This window comes from Novosphingobium sp. RL4 (genome assembly GCF_035658495.1).
Classification (GTDB): Bacteria; Pseudomonadota; Alphaproteobacteria; order Sphingomonadales; family Sphingomonadaceae; genus Novosphingobium.
The window spans coordinates 100,874-118,309 of sequence record NZ_CP141945.1; the positions used below are offsets into that span (position 1 = coordinate 100,874).

At 65.4% G+C, this 17,436-nt stretch carries 13 protein-coding genes; 6 read left to right on the forward strand and 7 right to left on the reverse strand.

Features of this window, described 5'->3' with window-relative positions; translation table 11 throughout:
- The first annotated feature begins 18 nt into the window (after positions 1-18).
- Together U9J33_RS17905 and U9J33_RS17910 are read left to right on the forward strand one after the other, a co-directional pair.
- Positions 19-618 (forward strand): biliverdin-producing heme oxygenase, encoded by a 600-nt coding sequence (locus U9J33_RS17905; protein WP_324699599.1) that lies wholly within the window; start codon positions 19-21, stop codon positions 616-618.
- Positions 611-1,309 (forward strand): energy transducer TonB, encoded by a 699-nt coding sequence (locus U9J33_RS17910; RefSeq protein WP_324699600.1) that lies wholly within the window; start codon positions 611-613, stop codon positions 1,307-1,309. The genes U9J33_RS17905 and U9J33_RS17910 overlap by 8 nt, the downstream gene beginning before the upstream one ends.
- Before the next feature lie 63 nt (positions 1,310-1,372).
- On the opposite strand, the gene U9J33_RS17915 is transcribed toward U9J33_RS17910, so the two are convergent.
- The 7 genes from U9J33_RS17915 to U9J33_RS17945 form a co-directional block, all read right to left on the reverse strand.
- Entirely contained in the window at positions 1,373-3,883 is a 2,511-nt protein-coding gene (locus U9J33_RS17915) for a TonB-dependent receptor (RefSeq protein ID WP_132468849.1), read from the reverse strand.
- Between the two features lie 456 nt (positions 3,884-4,339).
- Positions 4,340-4,975, reverse strand: coding sequence for an isochorismatase family protein (locus U9J33_RS17920; RefSeq protein WP_054441905.1), 636 nt, complete (start codon positions 4,973-4,975; stop codon positions 4,340-4,342).
- A complete protein-coding gene (gene leuD, locus U9J33_RS17925; protein WP_324699601.1) occupies positions 4,972-5,601 on the reverse strand; it encodes a 3-isopropylmalate dehydratase small subunit in 630 nt (209 codons plus the stop codon). The genes U9J33_RS17920 and leuD overlap by 4 nt, the downstream gene beginning before the upstream one ends.
- Positions 5,601-7,007 (reverse strand): 3-isopropylmalate dehydratase large subunit, encoded by a 1,407-nt coding sequence (gene leuC / locus U9J33_RS17930; protein WP_324699602.1) that lies wholly within the window; start codon positions 7,005-7,007, stop codon positions 5,601-5,603. The genes leuD and leuC overlap by 1 nt, the downstream gene beginning before the upstream one ends.
- An 84-nt stretch (positions 7,008-7,091) precedes the next feature.
- Positions 7,092-8,102, reverse strand: coding sequence for an alpha/beta hydrolase (locus tag U9J33_RS17935; protein WP_324699603.1), 1,011 nt, complete (start codon positions 8,100-8,102; stop codon positions 7,092-7,094).
- A gap of 128 nt (positions 8,103-8,230) precedes the next feature.
- Positions 8,231-9,526, reverse strand: coding sequence for a HAMP domain-containing sensor histidine kinase (locus U9J33_RS17940; RefSeq protein ID WP_324699604.1), 1,296 nt, complete (start codon positions 9,524-9,526; stop codon positions 8,231-8,233).
- On the reverse strand, positions 9,523-10,224 hold the full coding sequence (locus U9J33_RS17945; protein ID WP_420719909.1) for a response regulator transcription factor: 702 nt from the start codon (positions 10,222-10,224) through the stop codon (positions 9,523-9,525). Before U9J33_RS17945 ends, U9J33_RS17940 begins: the two co-directional genes overlap by 4 nt.
- A 194-nt stretch (positions 10,225-10,418) precedes the next feature.
- Between U9J33_RS17945 and U9J33_RS17950 the strand changes: the two genes are divergently transcribed.
- From U9J33_RS17950 to U9J33_RS17965, 4 genes are all read left to right on the forward strand, one after another.
- Entirely contained in the window at positions 10,419-13,223 is a 2,805-nt protein-coding gene (locus U9J33_RS17950) for a TonB-dependent receptor (RefSeq protein WP_324699605.1), read from the forward strand.
- A gap of 159 nt (positions 13,224-13,382) precedes the next feature.
- A complete protein-coding gene (locus U9J33_RS17955) occupies positions 13,383-14,132 on the forward strand; it encodes a FadR/GntR family transcriptional regulator (RefSeq protein WP_324699606.1) in 750 nt (249 codons plus the stop codon).
- A 144-nt stretch (positions 14,133-14,276) separates the two neighbouring features.
- A complete protein-coding gene (locus U9J33_RS17960) occupies positions 14,277-15,470 on the forward strand; it encodes an efflux RND transporter periplasmic adaptor subunit (protein ID WP_324699607.1) in 1,194 nt (397 codons plus the stop codon).
- A 16-nt stretch (positions 15,471-15,486) separates the two neighbouring features.
- Complete coding sequence (locus U9J33_RS17965) at positions 15,487-17,436, forward strand: MacB family efflux pump subunit (RefSeq protein ID WP_324699608.1); 1,950 nt, start codon at positions 15,487-15,489, stop codon at positions 17,434-17,436.

Below are 17,436 nucleotides of genomic sequence, written 5' to 3' on the forward strand. Positions count from 1 at the left end.
CCGAAAAAGGAGAATTCGATGACCATGACCACCGATACCGTTCCCCTTCCGCTCTCGAAGCGTCTCAAGGCGGAAACCGAAAGCGTTCACGAGGCGCTGGACAAGCGCATCATGTCTGCCGATCCTTTCGCGGACCGTGAGCGCTACGGGCGCTTCGTTGCCGTTCAGTACCTGTTCCACCGCGATATCGATGCGCTTTACGAGCAGCCCGCGCTGGCCGCCTTGCTCCCCGATCTTGCCGACCGCCGTCGACTGCCGCTGATTGCGTTCGATCTCGCCGATCTCGGCCTTGCGGTTCCCGAGGCGAGCGCGGCGCCGGCCTTCGGCGCAGGCGCGGACATTCCCACGGCGCTGGGCTGGCTCTATGTTGCGGAAGGCTCAAACCTGGGGGCGGCGTTCCTGTTCAAGGCGGCGGCGGCACTGGGTCTGGACGAGAATAGCGGCGCGCGCCACCTCGCCGGTCATCCCGAGGGCCGCGCCCGGCACTGGCGCAGCTTTACTGCCGCACTGGACGCGGCGGCGCTTTCCCCGGCAGAGCAGGCCCGCGCGCGCGCCGGAGCGGAAGCGGCATTCCTGCGGGTGAGGGGGCTCGTCGAGGATCATCTCGCCCGTGCCTGATTTAAAGGCAGGCCAGACAGGTTACGCACCGGCCCGCAATCCGGCTGCATTCGGGCTGAGCGTGGCGCTGCATCTGGCTGTTGCCGGGGCCATGCTGGTGGTCTGGCGGGAGGCGCCGAGGATACTGTCCGCCTCCACGCCTGCGCTCACGGTCAATCTCGTACCGCTTGCGGCGCCCGACCCGGTCCGCGATGTCGCGCCCGGGCCGGAGCAGGTCGAGAGGCAGGAGGAACGGGTGGAGGTCCAGGCCGAGGAAGCGCCCGCATTCACGCTGCAGAAGGTTTCCATCCAGCCTCGGGAGGAGCGGCAGGAAGTGGCCGAGCCGGTCGATCCCGGCCCGCCGATACCGGAAACGACCGCACCGAAAAGCATCCAGGCGCCGCCTGCGCCGCGGCTTTCGAACATGGCCGAGCCGGACTGGGAAGCCCGGCTTCTTGCGCATCTTGAACGGTTCCGCCGCTATCCGGCGCGCGCCCGCTCGGCGCGGCAGCAGGGGACCGTTCTGGTGCGCTTCAAGGTTACGCGCGGCGGGCAGGTTCTTGCTGCCGTCATCCAGCGCAGTTCTGGCTTTTCGGGACTGGATCAGGCGGCGCTCGAAACCTTTGGGCGCGCGCAGCCGCTGCCCCGTCTTCCCGAAGACCGGCCTGACCCGCTGGAACTGACGGTTCCTGTGGAATTCTACTTGCGCTGAAAAGAGAAGGGCCGGGCGCTCCCCGCGCCCGGCCCTTCCTTCGTAGTTGAATGAAGACCGCGATCAGAACGTGATCTTGGTCTGGATACCGGCCGTGCGCAGTTCCGGCAGGCCCAGCATGAGCGCGGAATAGCGCGCGGTGTAGCTGAACGTCGGGTTGAACACGAAGTTGTCCGATACCGAGATCGGCGTGTGGTTGTTGAACAGGTTGTTGACGAAGGCCTCCACCGTGATCTGGCCGTGAGTGATGCCGGCACGCACATTGAAGAGGTGCAGGTCCGGCGTCTTCGCGAGGTTGGCCTCGTTCGACCATTGACCGGACTTGAAGTTCCAGTCGCCGCGCACGAACCAGCGGCCTTCGTCCCAACCGGCGATCTCGGTGCCCAGCGTCACGCCGACGTTGGCCGAATACTTGGAGGTGTTCTTCATCTCCTTGCCGGAGAAATCGTAGATGCCCGTCAGCGCGCTGATGGTGGTGCTGGTGAACTTCTGGATGTCGGTTTCGTTGACCGCGCCGGCCGCATCGATGGTGATGAAGTCGGTCGGCCGCCAGGAAACCTCGCCCTCGACACCGTAGAGATCGACGTCGCCCGAGTTGGCCGAGGTGTTGACGAAGCTGAACCCGGTAGCCTGCGTGGAATCGGGCGCGACGATGGTCACCGCGTTGATCTGGTCGCGCCACTGGGCGTAGTAGGCCGCCAGGCTGTAGCGCAGGTTGCCGCCCAGCGCCTTGCCCTTGAGACCCAGTTCGTAGTTGGTGATCTTCTCCGGCTTGATCGAGAGCTGGCCGCCCGCATCGAGCGCGGCCTGCTGCACGGTTGCCGCGTTGGACAGGATCGAGGTGTTGAACTGGGCGGGATTCACGCCCTTCGACCACGAAGCGTAGACCATCATGTCGGGCGAGATCTGCCAGTTGATGATCGCACGCGGCGTGAAGTTCTTGTAGGTAGCGCTGGCCAGCAGCGAACCGCCTTCGTAGAACCCGGCCGGGATGAAGGCGCTGGAGGCCACGGTGAGCCCCGATGCGGTGGCGAAGGCCTGCAACTTGTCGATCTGGTAGCGACCTTCGACACTGGCCGAGATGGTGTCGGTCAGGTCATAGGTCAGGCCGAAGAAGAAGCCGGTCGTCTTGTTGCGGCTGAGACCGCCGGGGAACATCGACGCGGTGAGCAGGGAGCCGGTACTGCCGCCGTTGCCCTGGATCTGGTCGGCGCTGAGGTAGCTGACACCGGCGACGCCGCGGAACGGCCCCTTGGTGTAGGACAGGCGCCCTTCGAGCGAGAAGTCCTCGATCTTGCGCTCGATCAGGTAGGGATAGTCGAAGTAGCCCTTTCCGTAGTTCGCGGGCGGATCGTAGGAGTCGTTGCTGAAGGCGCGGGTATCGTAGCCGTCGAGGTCGATCAGCGTGGTCCAGACCTCGCGGTTGTAACCGGCGAGGGCGGAAGCGGTAAGGTTGTCTGTCAGGTCCACGTCGATGGTGCCGTGGACGTGGCGGGTCTTGCGCAGCAGGCCGTAGCCCGAGACGGTATCGTCAGGCGAGACGACGCGGCCGCGCGTGCTGGCCAGGAACTGGCGCACCTGGTCGGTATTCTCGACGTTGGCCGTGACGGGGTTCGCGATCGTCGGGATCGTGCCGCAGAAATAGGGATTGCTGACTGCGGTGCCGATCGGCTGGCCCGTGGTGGGATCGAGCACGCCGCGCGTATCGCCGGTCAGGGTGCAGTTCGACTGGCCCTGAAGCACGACGCTGCCGTTGGGGGCGGTGACGGTATAGGCGCTGAGGCGGGTCTGTGCCGCCGGGCCGTCCTTGTCCTCGCCCATCATGCCGAAGAGCTTGATGGTGACGGAGGAGGAGGGGGTGATCGCCAGCATCGCGGTGCCGACGGTGGAGGACTGGTCGCCCAGCGTGCTGCCGTCGTAGTTCTTCCACGAGCCGCTCTTCGACCACTTCTCGCCGGTGACGCGGAAGGAAATCAGGTCCTCGATGATCGGCCCTTCGACAGAGCCCTGCAGGCGCCAGTTGTCGCGCGTGCCGACCATGCCGAGGATCTGGCCGCCCCAGTCGTTGCCGGGCACCTTGTTCACGACGTTGATGGCGCCTGCAAACGTGTTGCGGCCGAAGTAGGCGCTTTGCGGGCCCTTGAGGATTTCGATGCGCTCGGGATTGCTGATCGCGCCGACCTGCGAGGGTGACGAGACAGGCACGCCGTCGATGAAGGTCGAAACCGTGGTCGCCAGCGTCGTCGACGGCGTGAAGCCGCGCAGCACGACCTGCTGGAACGAGCGATCCGCATGGCCCGAGGAGCTGTTGTTGATGTTGATGCCGGGCGTCGAGTTGGCGACATCCACCATCGAGACGATGCCCTTGGCTTCGAGCGTCTCGGACGTGATCGCCGTCACCGTAACCGGCACCTTGAGGATGTCCTCGCCGGTCTTGCGCGCGGTGACGACGATGTCGCCACTGGTGTTTTCGGGAGCTTCGGCCATGGCCGGTGCCGACCATGTCATACCGGCGACGAGCGCCAGGGTTGATAGCGTGGAAGCGAGACGGATGGTGTGAGAATTGCCAGTCATGTTTTCCCTCAATGCTGATCGAAAGGACACGCAAGGGCGCATCGCTTCAAATTGAGTCCCTGCTGCTTGAACACTTTGTTCTTGCAAGGCGTCAGGATCGCGCTTCAGCGCTTGTCTCCGGATGTTCGCCCGATTTTTTCTTCAGATTGTATTCTGGTTGTTTTTACGTGTTCTTGGGGTGTTGTTTGGCGGTCCCGATATTTGTCCGGGTTGTCGCCATGATTGCTTCTTCCCTCTTTTTGTCTTGCGTCCCGATCGAGCGGGCCGCTGCTTTTTTGTCAGTGATAGATTTACTTGAGTCTCGTCAGAATGACGGCGAATCTGGTGCGTATTCGCCTGTCGGATGAGCGTGCGCGGCGCTCGCGGCCGGCCCATGCGCTGCGAACCCGCGCGGGCTGGGCCCGGCGGGTTCGGCATGTGATCGTGCTGGGAATGCGCCTTTTCAGGCGCGCCGATTCAGCGGCTCAGGCCCCCGAGGAAGGCAATCGTCTCCGCCTCGCTCACGACGTCCGCGTATTTTGCGTTCATGTCGAAGAGGTTGGCATCGTGCGGCGCCGCGTGACGGTCGCCGCAGGCCTCGGCAACGACGGCGGTGCGGAAGCCGTGGCTCATCGCATCGACGCAGCTCGCGCGGACGCAGCCGGAGGTTGTGAGGCCCGTGAGGATCACGCTGTCGATCCCTGCCGCCGTCAACGTCGAGGCGAGCGATGTGCCGAAGAAGGCGCTCGGATATTGCTTGGACACGACGAGTTCGTCATCGAACGGTTCCAGCCCCGGTCCGAAGGCGCCCATCGGGCTGCCCTTCAGGAAGTTCTTCAGCGGCATGGCTTTCTCGTAGAATCGGCCGCCGTCGAACCCGGTGGGGTGATAGACGACATTGGTCAGCACCACCGGCACGCCCGCCGCCCGGGCGGCCGCGCGCACGCGCAAGGCCGATTCGAGGGCATCGTCGACTTCGGAATAGAGCGCGTTACCCGGTTCGAAATAGGCCTGGCAGAAGTCTATCAGGATCAGCGCCGGACGCGATCCGAAGCCGACGCGGTTGTCATAGGCCTTCCTGTAGTTGGCCAGCAGGTCTTCCTCGCTGCTCATGCGTCCTGTTCCTTGTGATGCAGCCATGGCTGCGTGCGGCGCTGCCGCTGTTCGAAAGAGTCTATCTCGGCGCCGTACTGGTTGACGATCTGGTCGGTCTCGTCCCACCCGTTCAGCATGGCGAGGCGCCGTTCGGGCGGAACTTCGAAAGCCCGCGCGGGGCGCCCTTCCACACCGAGTTGCTGCGCATCGAGATCGACCGTGAACCGGGCGCCGCTCTCCGCTGCATCCATCAGCGCGGAAACCTCGGTTTCGGGCAGCACGATCGGGACCACGCCGTTGCGCAGGCAGTTCGAATAGAAAATCTCGCCGAAGCTGGAAGAGATCACCGCACGGGTACCGCGGCCGAGCAGGGCCCAGACCGCCTGCTCCCGGCTGGACCCGGAACCGAAGTTCGCCCCTGCGACGATCACCGGCGCATCGCGGAACCCGTCCGAATTGAGCACGAAGCCTGGCACTTCCTTGCCGTCCGCGTCAAATCGGCGGTCATGGAAGGCATATTCGCCGAGCCCGGCCCGCGCGGTGATGAGCAGGAAGCGGGCGGGGAAGATGATGTCGGTGTCGATATTCTCCTCGCGCATGGCGGCGGCGAGACCGGAGACGGTGACGAAAGGCTGGTTCGGCATCAGGCGAAGTCCCTCACGTCGGCCAGGTGGCCGGAGACGGCGGCGGCGGCGGCCATGGCCGGGCTCATCAGGTGTGTGCGCCCGCCGGGGCCCTGCCGTCCCTCGAAGTTGCGGTTGGACGTGCTGGCACAGCGTTCGCCCGGCGCGAGGCGGTCATCGTTCATGGCCACGCACATCGAACAGCCTGCAAACCGCCACTCGAATCCCGCGTCCCGGAACACGCGGTCCAGCCCTTCGGCCTCGGCCTGCGCGCGGGTCGCGGCGGAGCCCGGCACGACCAGCGCGCGGACGCCTGCGGCGACCTTGCGCCCCGCTGCGATCCGGGCGGCGGCGCGCAAGTCCTCGATGCGGCCATTGGTGCAGGAGCCGATGAAGACGTGATCGATGACCACCTGCGATAGCGGCTGGCCGGCCATGAGGCCCATGTAGGCAAGCGCCTTCTCCGTCTCGCGGCGCTCCGAGGGGTCGGTGATTGCCAGAGGATCGGGAACGAGGGCGCCGATCGGCAGCGTCTGGTTGGGGCTGGTGCCCCAGCTGACCTGCGGCTCTAGCCGGTCCAGGTCGAGCGTGACGACCTTGTCGTAGACCGCGCCGGGATCGCTGGCGAGCGTGCTCCAGTAAGCGGTGGCCGCATCCCACATCTTCCCTTCGGGCGCGAGACGGCGGCCGGCCAGATAGGCGAAAGTCACGTCGTCAGGCGCGACCAGCCCCATGCGGCTGCCGGCCTCGATGGTCATGTTGCACAAGGTCATGCGCTCGGACATCGCCATGCCCGCCACTGCCGCCCCCACATATTCGACCGCGTGGCCGACCGCGCCATGCGCGCCGATTTTCGCGATCAGGGCCAGGGCGATGTCCTTGGCATCTATCAGGGGATGGCGTTCGCCGAGCAGTTCGACCTTCATCGTGCGGGCCCTGGCCTGCGGCAGTGCCTGCGCCGCCATGACCGTGCCTTGCTCGCTTGCGCCGATCCCGAAGGCCAGCGCGCCGAATGCGCCGTGGGTGGTCGTGTGGCTGTCCCCGCAGACGATGGTGGTGCCGGGCAGGGTGAAGCCGGTTTCCGGGCCGATGACGTGGACGATGCCTTGTTCCGGCCCATCGAGCTGCGCGTAGGGCACGCCGAACTCGGCGACGTTGTCCTCCAGTTCGGCCACTTGCGCGCGGGCCTGCGGATCGGCGATTTCGCCGCCGCGGCTCCGGGTCGGCACCGCGTGATCGGCTACGCCGAGGTGCGTCTCGGGACGGCGAAGCTTTCGCCCGCTCTCGCGCATGGCGACGAAGGCCTGCGGACTGGAAACTTCGTGGACGATGTGGCGATCGATGTAGAGCAAGCTGGCGCCGCCGGGCATTTCGGCGACGACGTGGCTGTCCCACAGCTTCTCGTAAAGCGTGCGCGGTGCGGTCATGCCCTCTTACTAGGCCGGAACCGGACGGGAAGGAGGGCGGGGCGGCATAGTCTCCGAACAGCGGGCACTCGGCGCCCGTCCCGGCTACCGCGCCGGATCAGGCGTCCCCGCCTCGACATAGGCGGCGATCAGCTGGGCGAAGCGGTCCGGAACTTCCAGCGGCGGATAGTGGCCCACGTCAGGCATGATGACCTTGGAAATCTGGGCATGGGAAAGATAGCGCGTGATCGCGGTGACCGCCGATTCCGGCAGGAGCGGGTCGGCACCGCCCCAGATCAGGAACGTGGGCTTGTCGACCTTGGCCATTTCTATCGAAGCCTGCTTGCCGTCGCCGATGCGGGCGATCAGCGCGATGAGGTTCTTTTCGGGCACGCGGCGGTAGAAATCGTAGTATTCCTTGCGCGTCTGAGTGGAAATGCGGGAGGCATCGCCGGCGAAATAGCTCAGGAACTCGTCCCAGAAATCCTGGTCGCGAAAGCCGGTCTGCCTGGCCCGGGCCTGCGCATCGAGAAAGCTCTTCGGCATGACGAGATGGCTGGTATCGACAGGATCGGAAGGCGTATTCGACAGGATCAGCCGCTCGACCATGTCCGGCCGTCTGGCCGCAAGGTACATGCCCATGGTGCCGCCGCTGGAAACGCCCACGAAAGTGACCTTCTTCACGCCCAACCGGTCCAGCAGGGCGATGGGGACGTCGGTGGGTGAGAGGGTTTTCGCCGCCTCGTCGGTCGCGCCGTCCGACAGGCCGTAGCCGGGCAGGTCGAAGCGGATCACGCGGTATCGGCCCTTGAGCACTTGTGCGATACGGTCCCAGGTCCGCAGGCTGCTTTCCGACCCATGGACCATCAGCAGGACGGGCGCACCGCGCGGGCCCTCGTCCTTGTAGTGGATGGAGAGCCCGCCCACGGTAAAGAACCGGCTTTGCCTGTCCGTATAGGTCTTGCGAAGCTGCGCGACGGTCAGCCATGGATGGGCCTGCGCCGCGGCATCCGGCGCGGCGGTCTGGGCGAGGGCGGAGGGCGCAACCGACAGCGACAGGGCCAGCCCGGCGGCGAGCACCGCCAGAGCGCGGTCGATGTTTCGCTTTATCGTCATGAGGTTCCTCCGGGGCGGTCTGTTCGCGGGCGCTGTTCTTTCCAGACGCCGGTTCTGCCGGTGCCGCTGCCGCTGTCGAATGCGCGAGGATGAAATGTCCGCCTGTAGGATAGTCCGTCCTCCACGGATCAAAGGGCCGCGGGTATCTCGATCTCCACCCTGAAGCCGCCTTCGGGCAGGTTTCGGGCGGTGATGAGCCCGCCGTGCACGGCGATGGCCCGCGACGCGATGGCCAGCCCCAGTCCGAGGTTCTTCCCGTCCGGCCTGCCGCGCACGAAAGGGTCGAAGATCGTGTCCACCAGTTCCGAAGGAACGCCGGGCCCCTCGTCGCTCACCGAAATCAGGAAGCGGTTCTCCTGCTCCCGGTAGGTGCAGCACACGTCGATATGTCCGAGCGGCGCCGAAAAGCGCAAGGCATTGCGAACGATGTTGTCGATCGCCCGGCGAAGAAGCTCGGAGCTGCCGCGAACGGGCGGAAGTTGCTCCGCCATGGCGGCGGGCGGTTCGAAGGAGATTTCGATGCCGCCGGGCTGCGCTTCATAGCGTGCATCGGCCACCACGCTTTCGGCGATCCCGGCGATATCGAAATACTCGTCGCCCGGATTTTCCTCGTTCTCGACCCTCGCGAGGATCAGCAGTTCGCCGACGAGCCCGTCTAGCCTGTCGACCTCGCGCTCCATCCGTTCCATCGCACTTTCGAACCGCTCGGGGGCCTGGCGTGCGAGCGCGATGGCGAGTTGCAGCCGGGCCAGCGGCGAGCGCAACTCGTGCGAAACATCGTGCATCAGCCGCTCACGGCTTTCGACGAGTTTTTCGAGCCGACGCGCCATGCGGTCGAACTCGCGTGCGAGGTCCGCCACTTCGTCGCGCCGGCTGCCGATCGCCGGCGAGACGCGGGCGGTCAGTTCGCCGCGTGCGAGCCGCTGGAAGCCGCGGCGGAGATGCTCGATCGGGCGCACCAGATACCAGGCGAGGAACGCGCTGAACAGCAGCCCGGCGATGACGCCGATGAAGAGAAGTTCGGGCGGGACATTCAGCCGCCAGGGCTGCCTGTCCCGGTGGTAGCGGAAGCGCACGACGAAGGGGTTTCCGGCCTGGTCGGTCACCCCGCGCTCCATCGCGGCATTCTCGGGATCGTCCGCGAGAGGCGCCGGGACCGGCTGGCTTGCATCGAAGATGTCGAGACGGCGGCGCTGGTCCTGCGGCAGGTGGCTGGCCATCTCGTCGTACTGCGCCCGGCCGCCTGCCGCGACGGCCTGGGTGGCCGCCTCCAGCACGGCGGGGCCGATCTGCTGCGTCACCAGCCATTCGGGAAACTCGCGGTCGTCACGCAGGGCGAACAGCAGCCATACCGCCTGCGTCATCAGCAGGAACGTCACCAGGAAGCCCAGCAGGATCTTCCAGAACAGCCTGCGCCGCATCATCGGACCTGAAGCCGGTAGCCCACCCCGCGGATCGTCTCGATCGAGGCCGCACCCTGCGAGGCGCCCTCCAGCTTGATGCGCAAGTTGCTGACGTGGACGTCCACGCTGCGGTCGTAGGACTGGCGCGCGCGGCCCAGCCCCCTCAGCGAGAGTTCGTCCTTGGTCGAAACTGCCTCGGCCGCGCGGGCCAACACGAGCAGGATGTTGAACTCCGATGCGGTCAGTTCCACCGCGCTGCCCAGCCATAGCGCCTTGCGGGCGGCCACCTGCACTTCGAGCCCGCCTGCCTCGACGACCGGGGGCGGCAGCGGCGTCCGGTCGGACGGGTAGTGCCGGCGCAAGTTGGCGCGCAGGCGCGCAACGAGTTCGCGCGGGTAGCAGGGTTTCGCCACATAATCGTCCGCGCCGAGTTCGAGCCCGATCACCTTGTCCACCTCGTCGCCGCGCGCCGAAAGCATGATGACGGGCACTTCGTTGTTCTCGCGCAGCTGGCGCAGCACCTCTATCCCGTTCAGGCGCGGCAGCATGATGTCGAGTACGACCGCGTCATGCTCTCCGGACAGGGCGCGGCGCATGCCGTCCAGACCGTCCGTCACGATCTCGACCCGGAACCCTTCGCTTTCGAGATACTCGCCGAGCATGGCGCCCAGTTCGAGGTCGTCGTCGATCAGCAGGATGCGTTTGGCTTCCTCTTGCACACCCCCTGATGGCGCAGTCCGCCGCGAATGTCAGCCTTTCGCGTTGCGCCTTACGAAAACTTTACGATGCGCTTGCGAACTCTTTACCCACAAGTGCGCCGCCTAGCGCCATATCCTCATTACTCGGACAAATAGAGGTCCGGTCTAGTTTGAAGGGGCATGGTATCGGCCAGCCCCTCAGGGAGGGTTGATTCATGGCGCTCAAGCCATTCGCGTTCTGCACCGCATCCGTTCTCGCTCTCGGCCTTGCCGGGATGGCCCAGGCGCAGGACGCCGGGTTAGGCCAGGGTGCGGCGGACAATGCCGCCAGCGACGACAGTTCGCAGCCGACAGCGGAAGACATCATCGTCACCGGCGTGCGCGCCTCGATTGTCGGCGCGCTCAACGTGCGCAAGGAGAATATCCAGATCGTCGATTCGGTGGTGGCCGAGGATGTGGGTAAATTGCCGGACAATAACGTGGTAGAAGCGCTCCAGCGCGTGACCGGCATCCAGATCACCGATCGCGCCGGCGGCGAGGCGGGCACCGTTACCATTCGCGGGCTTCCCGACGCGGTGACGACGATGAACGGCCGCAACATCTTCACCTCGACCGGGCAGTCCTTCGCGCTGCAGGACATCTCCGCCAACCTCGTGAAGCAGGTGGACGTCTACAAGACGCGCTCGGCCGATCAGCTCGAAACCGGGCTGGCCGGACAGATCGACGTCAAGACCCGCCGTCCGTTCGATTTCGATGGCCTGGCGGTCTCCGGCCTCGTGCGCGGCATCTACAACGAGGTTTCTGACAGCTTCAATCCGAACTTGGCGCTGCTCGTGTCCGACCGCTGGGAGACACCGATCGGCGAGATCGGCCTGCTGGTGAACGGCAGCTACAGCCAGACGAAGTATCGCAACGAGACCGTCACTGCCGGCGCACTGGTGCCCTTCGCCACCGAGAACCCGACGGAAGGCTCCGGCCTCTCCCCGCTCGAACGCATCTTCTCGGGCTGGACGCCCGGCCTCAACGAAGGCCTGCCGACCACGCCCGGTTCGACGATCAACTACAACGGCGTAGAGGTGCCTTACTACCTTTCACGCGATGCGGTGTTCTCCACCGACCAGTACGGCAAGCGCAAGCGTCCCTCGTTCAACGCGGCGCTCCAGTGGGCCCCCAACAGCAGTTCGGTCTACACCGCCGAGGTGTTCTACACCGGCTATCGCAGCTCGCTCTACAGCGACATGATGTTCAGTTATGTCGATTACTGGAGTAATCCGGGCGCCTTCGAGCTCTACCCCGACACGAACATCATCAAGTCACGCACGACCGACGACGTCTACGGCTTCAACAGCGGCGACTATACGAGGTCGAAGACCGACAGCTACGTCTACGCGCTCAACGGCCAGTGGGATCTGGGCGATCGCGGCAAGATCACCGGCGACCTCGCCTATCAGACCAGCACCGCGAAGACCTCGTTCATCGCCATGCGTACCGATCGCACGGCAGACCAGATTTCGGTGGACTTCAACTCGGGCGGCGGCGTGCCCTCGTACCACTTCGACGACGATTCCCTGCTCACCGATCCTTCTGCCTGGAACGTCGCGCAGCTTTACGACAACGCCAACAAGGACAAGGGCAGTGCCGTCACGGCCTCGCTCGATGGCTACTATACCTGGGACGAAGGGTTCATCCGCCGCATCAAGGCGGGGCTGCGCTACGACGATCGCAAGGCGTCGAGCTACGTGCGCACCGCCGATGCCGCCAGCCTCGGCACCAGTCTGACCACGCTGCCTGAAGCCGCCTATTTCACCAACTCCGGTTTTATGAGCGGCGAGGCCGACGTGCCGCGAAGCTGGGTGACGGTCGATGGCGCGTGGCTTTACAATAACGCCGACTATGTGCGCAGCCTCTATGGCCTGCCGACCTCGGAATCGCTGGTCCTCAACAAGACCTTCGACATCGACGAGATTACCATGTCGGCCTACCTGCTGGCGGATGGGCAGGTCTCTGTCTTCGGGCGTCCGCTCGATATCGAAGGCGGCGTGCGCTATGTGAACGTGGCGACCGACTACAACTTCTTCGACCGCTACAACGATTATGCCCGCAGCCGCGCCAATTCGGGCTCGGCGAAGTTCCTGCCGAGCTTCACCGCGCGCTATGCCATCACCGACCGCCTGCGCCTGCGCTTCAACTATGGCGAGACGCTGCGCCGCCCGAACTTCAGCGACGTGAACCCGACCTATTCGCTCACCGGCGATCTCACCAGCGTCGGTTACGGCAGCGGTACGGCGGGCAATGCAGGCCTGAAGCCCACGCATTCGAAGAACTACGACGTGGCGCTGGAATGGTACTTCGACCGCGACAGCGCGATTACCGTGACCGCTTTCCGCCGCGAGATCGACGGCCTCGTCGTCAGCCTGCCGGTCATGACCTACATCCCCGGCAACGGCATCGTCGCGGGCGCAACGGACTATTTCGTGGTGACGAAGCCGGTGAACGCATCCAACGGCGTGCTGAAGGGCGTCGAAGCGGGGCTGACCTACTTCCCGCACTACCTGCCCGGTCCGCTGGACGGGCTCGGCTTCCAGGGCAGCCTGACGGTGCTCGATTCCAGCCAGACCATCCCGGTCACGGACTCGGCCGGCACGATCACCGGCTATTCGCGGTCGGCATTCTTCGACGTCTCGAAGCTCTCGTACAATGCCACGCTGGCCTACGACCGGGGGCCGTTCAACGCGCGCCTCTCCTACATCTGGCGCAAGGGCTTCCTGCACAACAACGAGTCCAGCCTCTTCGCGAACCCGATCGGCATCTGGTACAAGTCCGAGGAGAGCCTCGACTTCCAGCTGACCTGGAACGTCACCAAGGCGATCGGCGTGACTTTCGACGCCACCAACCTCACCAAGTCGAAGCAGCAGAGCTACTACAAGTTCGCCGATGCCGGCGGCTCCACCACCGACAATCTCGGCACGACCCTGCTGGCGCGGACGTTCGCCATCGGTGCGCGCTTCACGTTCCAGTAGGGCGGACTTGGCCGTTCGTCTTCCTTCCGGCAGCCAGCGACGTACCGCCATTCTGTCGCCGGTGGCCGAGGGTGCCCGTCCTTCGCGATGTTCGCGGAGGACGGGCGTCTTCCCCTTTCCATCTCGCGGGTGCGTCGCGCTTGAAACGGACCTGACCGGATGAACAAGATGACCTTTTCGCTCACGCCCGAGCCTGACGCCCTTGCGGCTGCGAGGCACGGAAGGCTGCATCACGACGTGGCTCGTCGCCTCGCGCTGCGGATCGTTTCGGGCGAATATCCCACGGGCCATCTGTTCACGGCCGAAGTGGAACATGCCGATGCGCTGGGCGTCTCGCGTTCGGTCCTGCGCGAGGCGTTCCGCATGCTCACCGCCAAGGGGCTCGTCTCGAGCCGCCCCAAGGCGGGGACCTGGGTCAACGAGCGCAAGCGCTGGAACCTGATCGATCCCGACGTGCTCGCCTGGCAGCTCCAGTGCGGCGCCAGCGATGCGTTCCTGAGGGACCTGTTCGAACTGCGCAGGGTGGTGGAGCCCCAGGCCGCCGAAATGGCCGCGCTCCGCCGCGAGGAAAGCCAGCTTCTGGACATGGCCAATGCGCTCGACACGATGGAGCATCACACGCTCCAAAGCGAAAAAGGCCGCGCTGCAGACTTGCGGTTTCACGCCCTGCTCATGGAAGCCACGCACAACGAGATGCTGCTGGCGCTGTCGAATTCGATCCTCACGGCGATCGCCTCGACCACGGCGGTCAAGCAGCACATCCATGTCCTTCCGCGCGACCCGATGTCGGAGCACCGCGAACTCCACCGGCATATCGCCGATCACAGCCCCGGCCGTGCACGGCGTGCCATGCGCAAGCTCATCGACCTGGCGCTGGCCGACATGGAAATGGCGCTCAAGCATTTCTGAAGGCGGGCATTTTCCGGGGATGACCGGCGGCAAGGCGCGATGACGGTCCAGCAATACTTCGCAACCCTTTCCTTGCGATAACTTTACAGTTCGCTTTCGAACTCTTTACCCACAACCGCCTCGTCCCTCGCCATACCGCAGGGCATGTCGACCAAGCGCCGTCTCGTGATCGGGGGCATTCTCGTTGCCGCCGCCCTTGCCCTGCTCCTTGTCTGGAAGCTCTTCTCGGGACCGGCCGAACCCGTCGTCGCCACCGCGAAAGTGACGCGCGGCACGATGGAGCAGACCGTCGAGGCGACCGGCACGCTGGAGCCCAAGGAACTGGTCAGCGTGGGCGCGCAGGTTTCCGGGCGGCTCGAACAGCTCAACGTCGCGGTGGGCGACGTCGTGCATCAGGGCGACCTTATCGGCCTGATCGATCCCCGCACGCAGACCAACAGCCTCGAAACCGCCAGGGCCGACCTTTCCAACATGCAGGCCCAGCTTGCCGGAGCGAAAGCCACGCTCGCCAAGGCGCAACTGGCGTTCCGGCGCCAGCAGGCGCTCGGCGCGGGCGAGGCGACCTCCCAGGCCGATTTCGAGGCTGCGCGGGCCGAGCTCCAGTCGGCGCAGGCCAGCTTCGATGCCTTTCAGGCGCAGATCCGCGCGGCCGGGGTCAGCGTCGATACCGCGCAGGTCCAGCTTGGCTACACCAAGATCACCGCGCCCATGGACGGGGTGGTGGTTTCGGTCGTCACCAAGCAGGGGCAGACGGTCAACGCCAACCAGTCGGCTCCCACCATCGTCATCCTCGCCAAGCTGGACGTGATGACGGTGAAGGCCGAAGTTTCCGAGGCCGACGTGATCGACGTGAAACCGGACCTGCCCGTCTATTTCACGATCCTGGGCGATCCTGACAAGCGCTACGAGGCGAAGCTGCGGCTGATCGAACCGGCACCGGAATCGATCGTCAACGAAGTGGATTCCTCGTCGACCACCTCGTCCAGCAGTACCACGGATTCGGCGATCTACTACAACGCCCTGTTCGAGGTTCCCAACGAGGACGGCAGGTTGCGCGCGCTGATGACCGCCAAGGTCAGCATCGTTCTGGCCAAGCGCGCCAATGCGCTGATGATCCCTTCGACCGCGCTCGGCGCCAAGGCCAAGGACGGCACATATTCCGTCCGCGTGAAGGGCGAGGACGGCAAGATCGCCGCCCGCAAGGTGCGCATCGGCATCGACAACAATATCAGCGCCGAAGTGCTCTCGGGCCTGAAGGAGGGCGAATCCGTGGTGGTGGGCGAGGCCAGCACCGCGGCCAAGACCAATCAGGGGCCGATGGGCCCGCCCCCGGTCTGAGCCGCCGGCCCGTTCGATGACCCGCACCCCGCTCATCACCCTGTCGCACGTCCGGCGCGAGTATCCCTCGGGCGACGGTGTCTTCGCGGCGCTCAAGGACATCGACCTGTCGATCGAGGCAGGAGAGATGGTTGCCATCGTCGGCCAGTCCGGCTCGGGCAAGTCTACCCTGATGAACATCCTGGGCTGCCTCGACCGGCCGACTTCGGGGTCCTACCGCATCAACGGGCGGGACACCGGAGACCTCGAACCCGACGAACTGGCCGCGCTGCGCCGGGAGCATTTCGGCTTCATCTTCCAGCGCTACCACTTGCTGACCGACCTGTCGGCCCTCGGCAATGTCGAGGTGCCCGCCGTCTATGCCGGCCGCGCGCGCGGGGAGCGGGCAGGGCGGGCCCGCGAGATACTCGCCCGTCTCGGCCTTGCCGAGCGTACCGGCCACCGGCCGGGGCAGCTTTCGGGCGGCCAGCAGCAGCGTGTCTCTATCGCCCGCGCCCTGATGAACGGCGGCGAGGTGATCTTCGCCGACGAACCGACCGGCGCGCTCGATTCCGCCAGCGGCGTGGAAGTCATGGCCATCCTAGGCGAGCTTCATGCCGAGGGCCACACCGTCATTATCGTCACGCACGATATGAAAGTGGCCGAGCACGCGGACCGGATCATCGAGATCCGCGACGGCGAGATCATCGATGACCGCCGCACCCGCGAAAACGCGGTGCGCCCGGCCGTGCAGAAGGCCGCGCCGGTCGCCAGCGGCTTCCAGCAGGTGGCAGACCGCTTCCGCGAAGCCTTCCGCATGGCGGTGCTGGCGATGTCCGCCCACAAGCTTCGCACGTTCCTGACGATGCTGGGCATCATCATCGGCATTGCCTCGGTGGTTTCGGTAGTGGCGCTGGGCGGCGGCGCGCAGGAGAAAATCCTCTCCGATATCAGCAGCCTGGGCACCAACACGCTGACGATCTATCCGGGCAAGAGCTTCGGCGACATGCGGTCGGCCAGGATCGAGACGCTCAAGGATGCCGATGCCGATGCGCTCGGCCAGTTGCCTTACGTCGACAGCGTCACCCCCAGCGTCTCGACCAGCGTGACCGCCCGCTATCGCAATGTCGCGGCGACCGCGCAGGTCAGCGGCGTCGGTGCCGACTACTTTCGCGTGCGCGGGCTGGAACTGATCTCGGGCGGCCTGTTCGATGCCCAGAGCGTGCGCGAACTGGCGCAGGACGTGGTGATCGACGAGAATTCGCGCGATACCCTGTTCCCCAATGGCGAGGACCCGCTCGGCAAGGTCGTGCTGCTGGGCAAAGTGCCCGCGCGGATCGTCGGCGTGGTCGGCACCCAGCAGCAGGGCTTCGGCGGCAGCGACAGCCTGACCGCCTATGTGCCCTACACCACGGCGATGAGCCGGATGCTCGGCCAGACCTACCTGTCCAGCATCACCGTGCGCGTGAACGACGATACCTCCACGGCGGCGGCGGAATCGGCGGTGACGCAGCTTCTCGCCAAACGGCACGGGACCACGGACTTCTTCATCAGCAATTCCGACGATATCCGCGAGACCATCACGAACGCCACCAACACGATGACGCTGCTGATCGCCGCCATCGCGGTGATCGCGCTGATCGTCGGCGGGATCGGGGTGATGAACATCATGCTCGTTTCCGTGACCGAGCGTACCGCCGAGATCGGCGTGCGCATGGCCGTGGGCGCGCGCCAGTCGGACATTCTCCAGCAGTTCCTGATCGAGGCGGTGCTGGTCTGCCTGATCGGCGGCGTGATCGGGGTGGGCCTGTCGCTCGCGGTCGGCGTTGCGATCTCCTTTACGCCGATCGACTTTCGCATGGCCTATTCGGTCACTTCGATCGTCGCCGCCTTTGCCTGTTCCACGCTCATCGGCGTGATCTTCGGCTTCCTGCCCGCCCGCCGCGCGGCCCGGCTCGACCCGGTCGATGCCCTTTCGAGAGACTGA

Coding starts and splice junctions, on each gene's coding strand:
- U9J33_RS17905 (WP_324699599.1), top strand. CDS start 19: ATGACCATGACCACCGATACCGTTCCCCTTCCGCTCTCGAAGCGTCTC.
- U9J33_RS17940 (WP_324699604.1), bottom strand. CDS start 9,526: ATGATGCGGCGCAGGCTGTTCTGGAAGATCCTGCTGGGCTTCCTGGTG.
- U9J33_RS17960 (WP_324699607.1), top strand. CDS start 14,277: ATGTCGACCAAGCGCCGTCTCGTGATCGGGGGCATTCTCGTTGCCGCC.
- U9J33_RS17965 (WP_324699608.1), top strand. CDS start 15,487: ATGACCCGCACCCCGCTCATCACCCTGTCGCACGTCCGGCGCGAGTAT.
- U9J33_RS17950 (WP_324699605.1), top strand. CDS start 10,419: ATGGCGCTCAAGCCATTCGCGTTCTGCACCGCATCCGTTCTCGCTCTC.
- U9J33_RS17920 (WP_054441905.1), bottom strand. CDS start 4,975: ATGAGCAGCGAGGAAGACCTGCTGGCCAACTACAGGAAGGCCTATGAC.
- U9J33_RS17955 (WP_324699606.1), top strand. CDS start 13,383: ATGAACAAGATGACCTTTTCGCTCACGCCCGAGCCTGACGCCCTTGCG.
- leuD (WP_324699601.1), bottom strand. CDS start 5,601: ATGCCGAACCAGCCTTTCGTCACCGTCTCCGGTCTCGCCGCCGCCATG.
- U9J33_RS17935 (WP_324699603.1), bottom strand. CDS start 8,102: ATGACGATAAAGCGAAACATCGACCGCGCTCTGGCGGTGCTCGCCGCC.
- leuC (WP_324699602.1), bottom strand. CDS start 7,007: ATGACCGCACCGCGCACGCTTTACGAGAAGCTGTGGGACAGCCACGTC.
- U9J33_RS17915 (WP_132468849.1), bottom strand. CDS start 3,883: ATGACTGGCAATTCTCACACCATCCGTCTCGCTTCCACGCTATCAACC.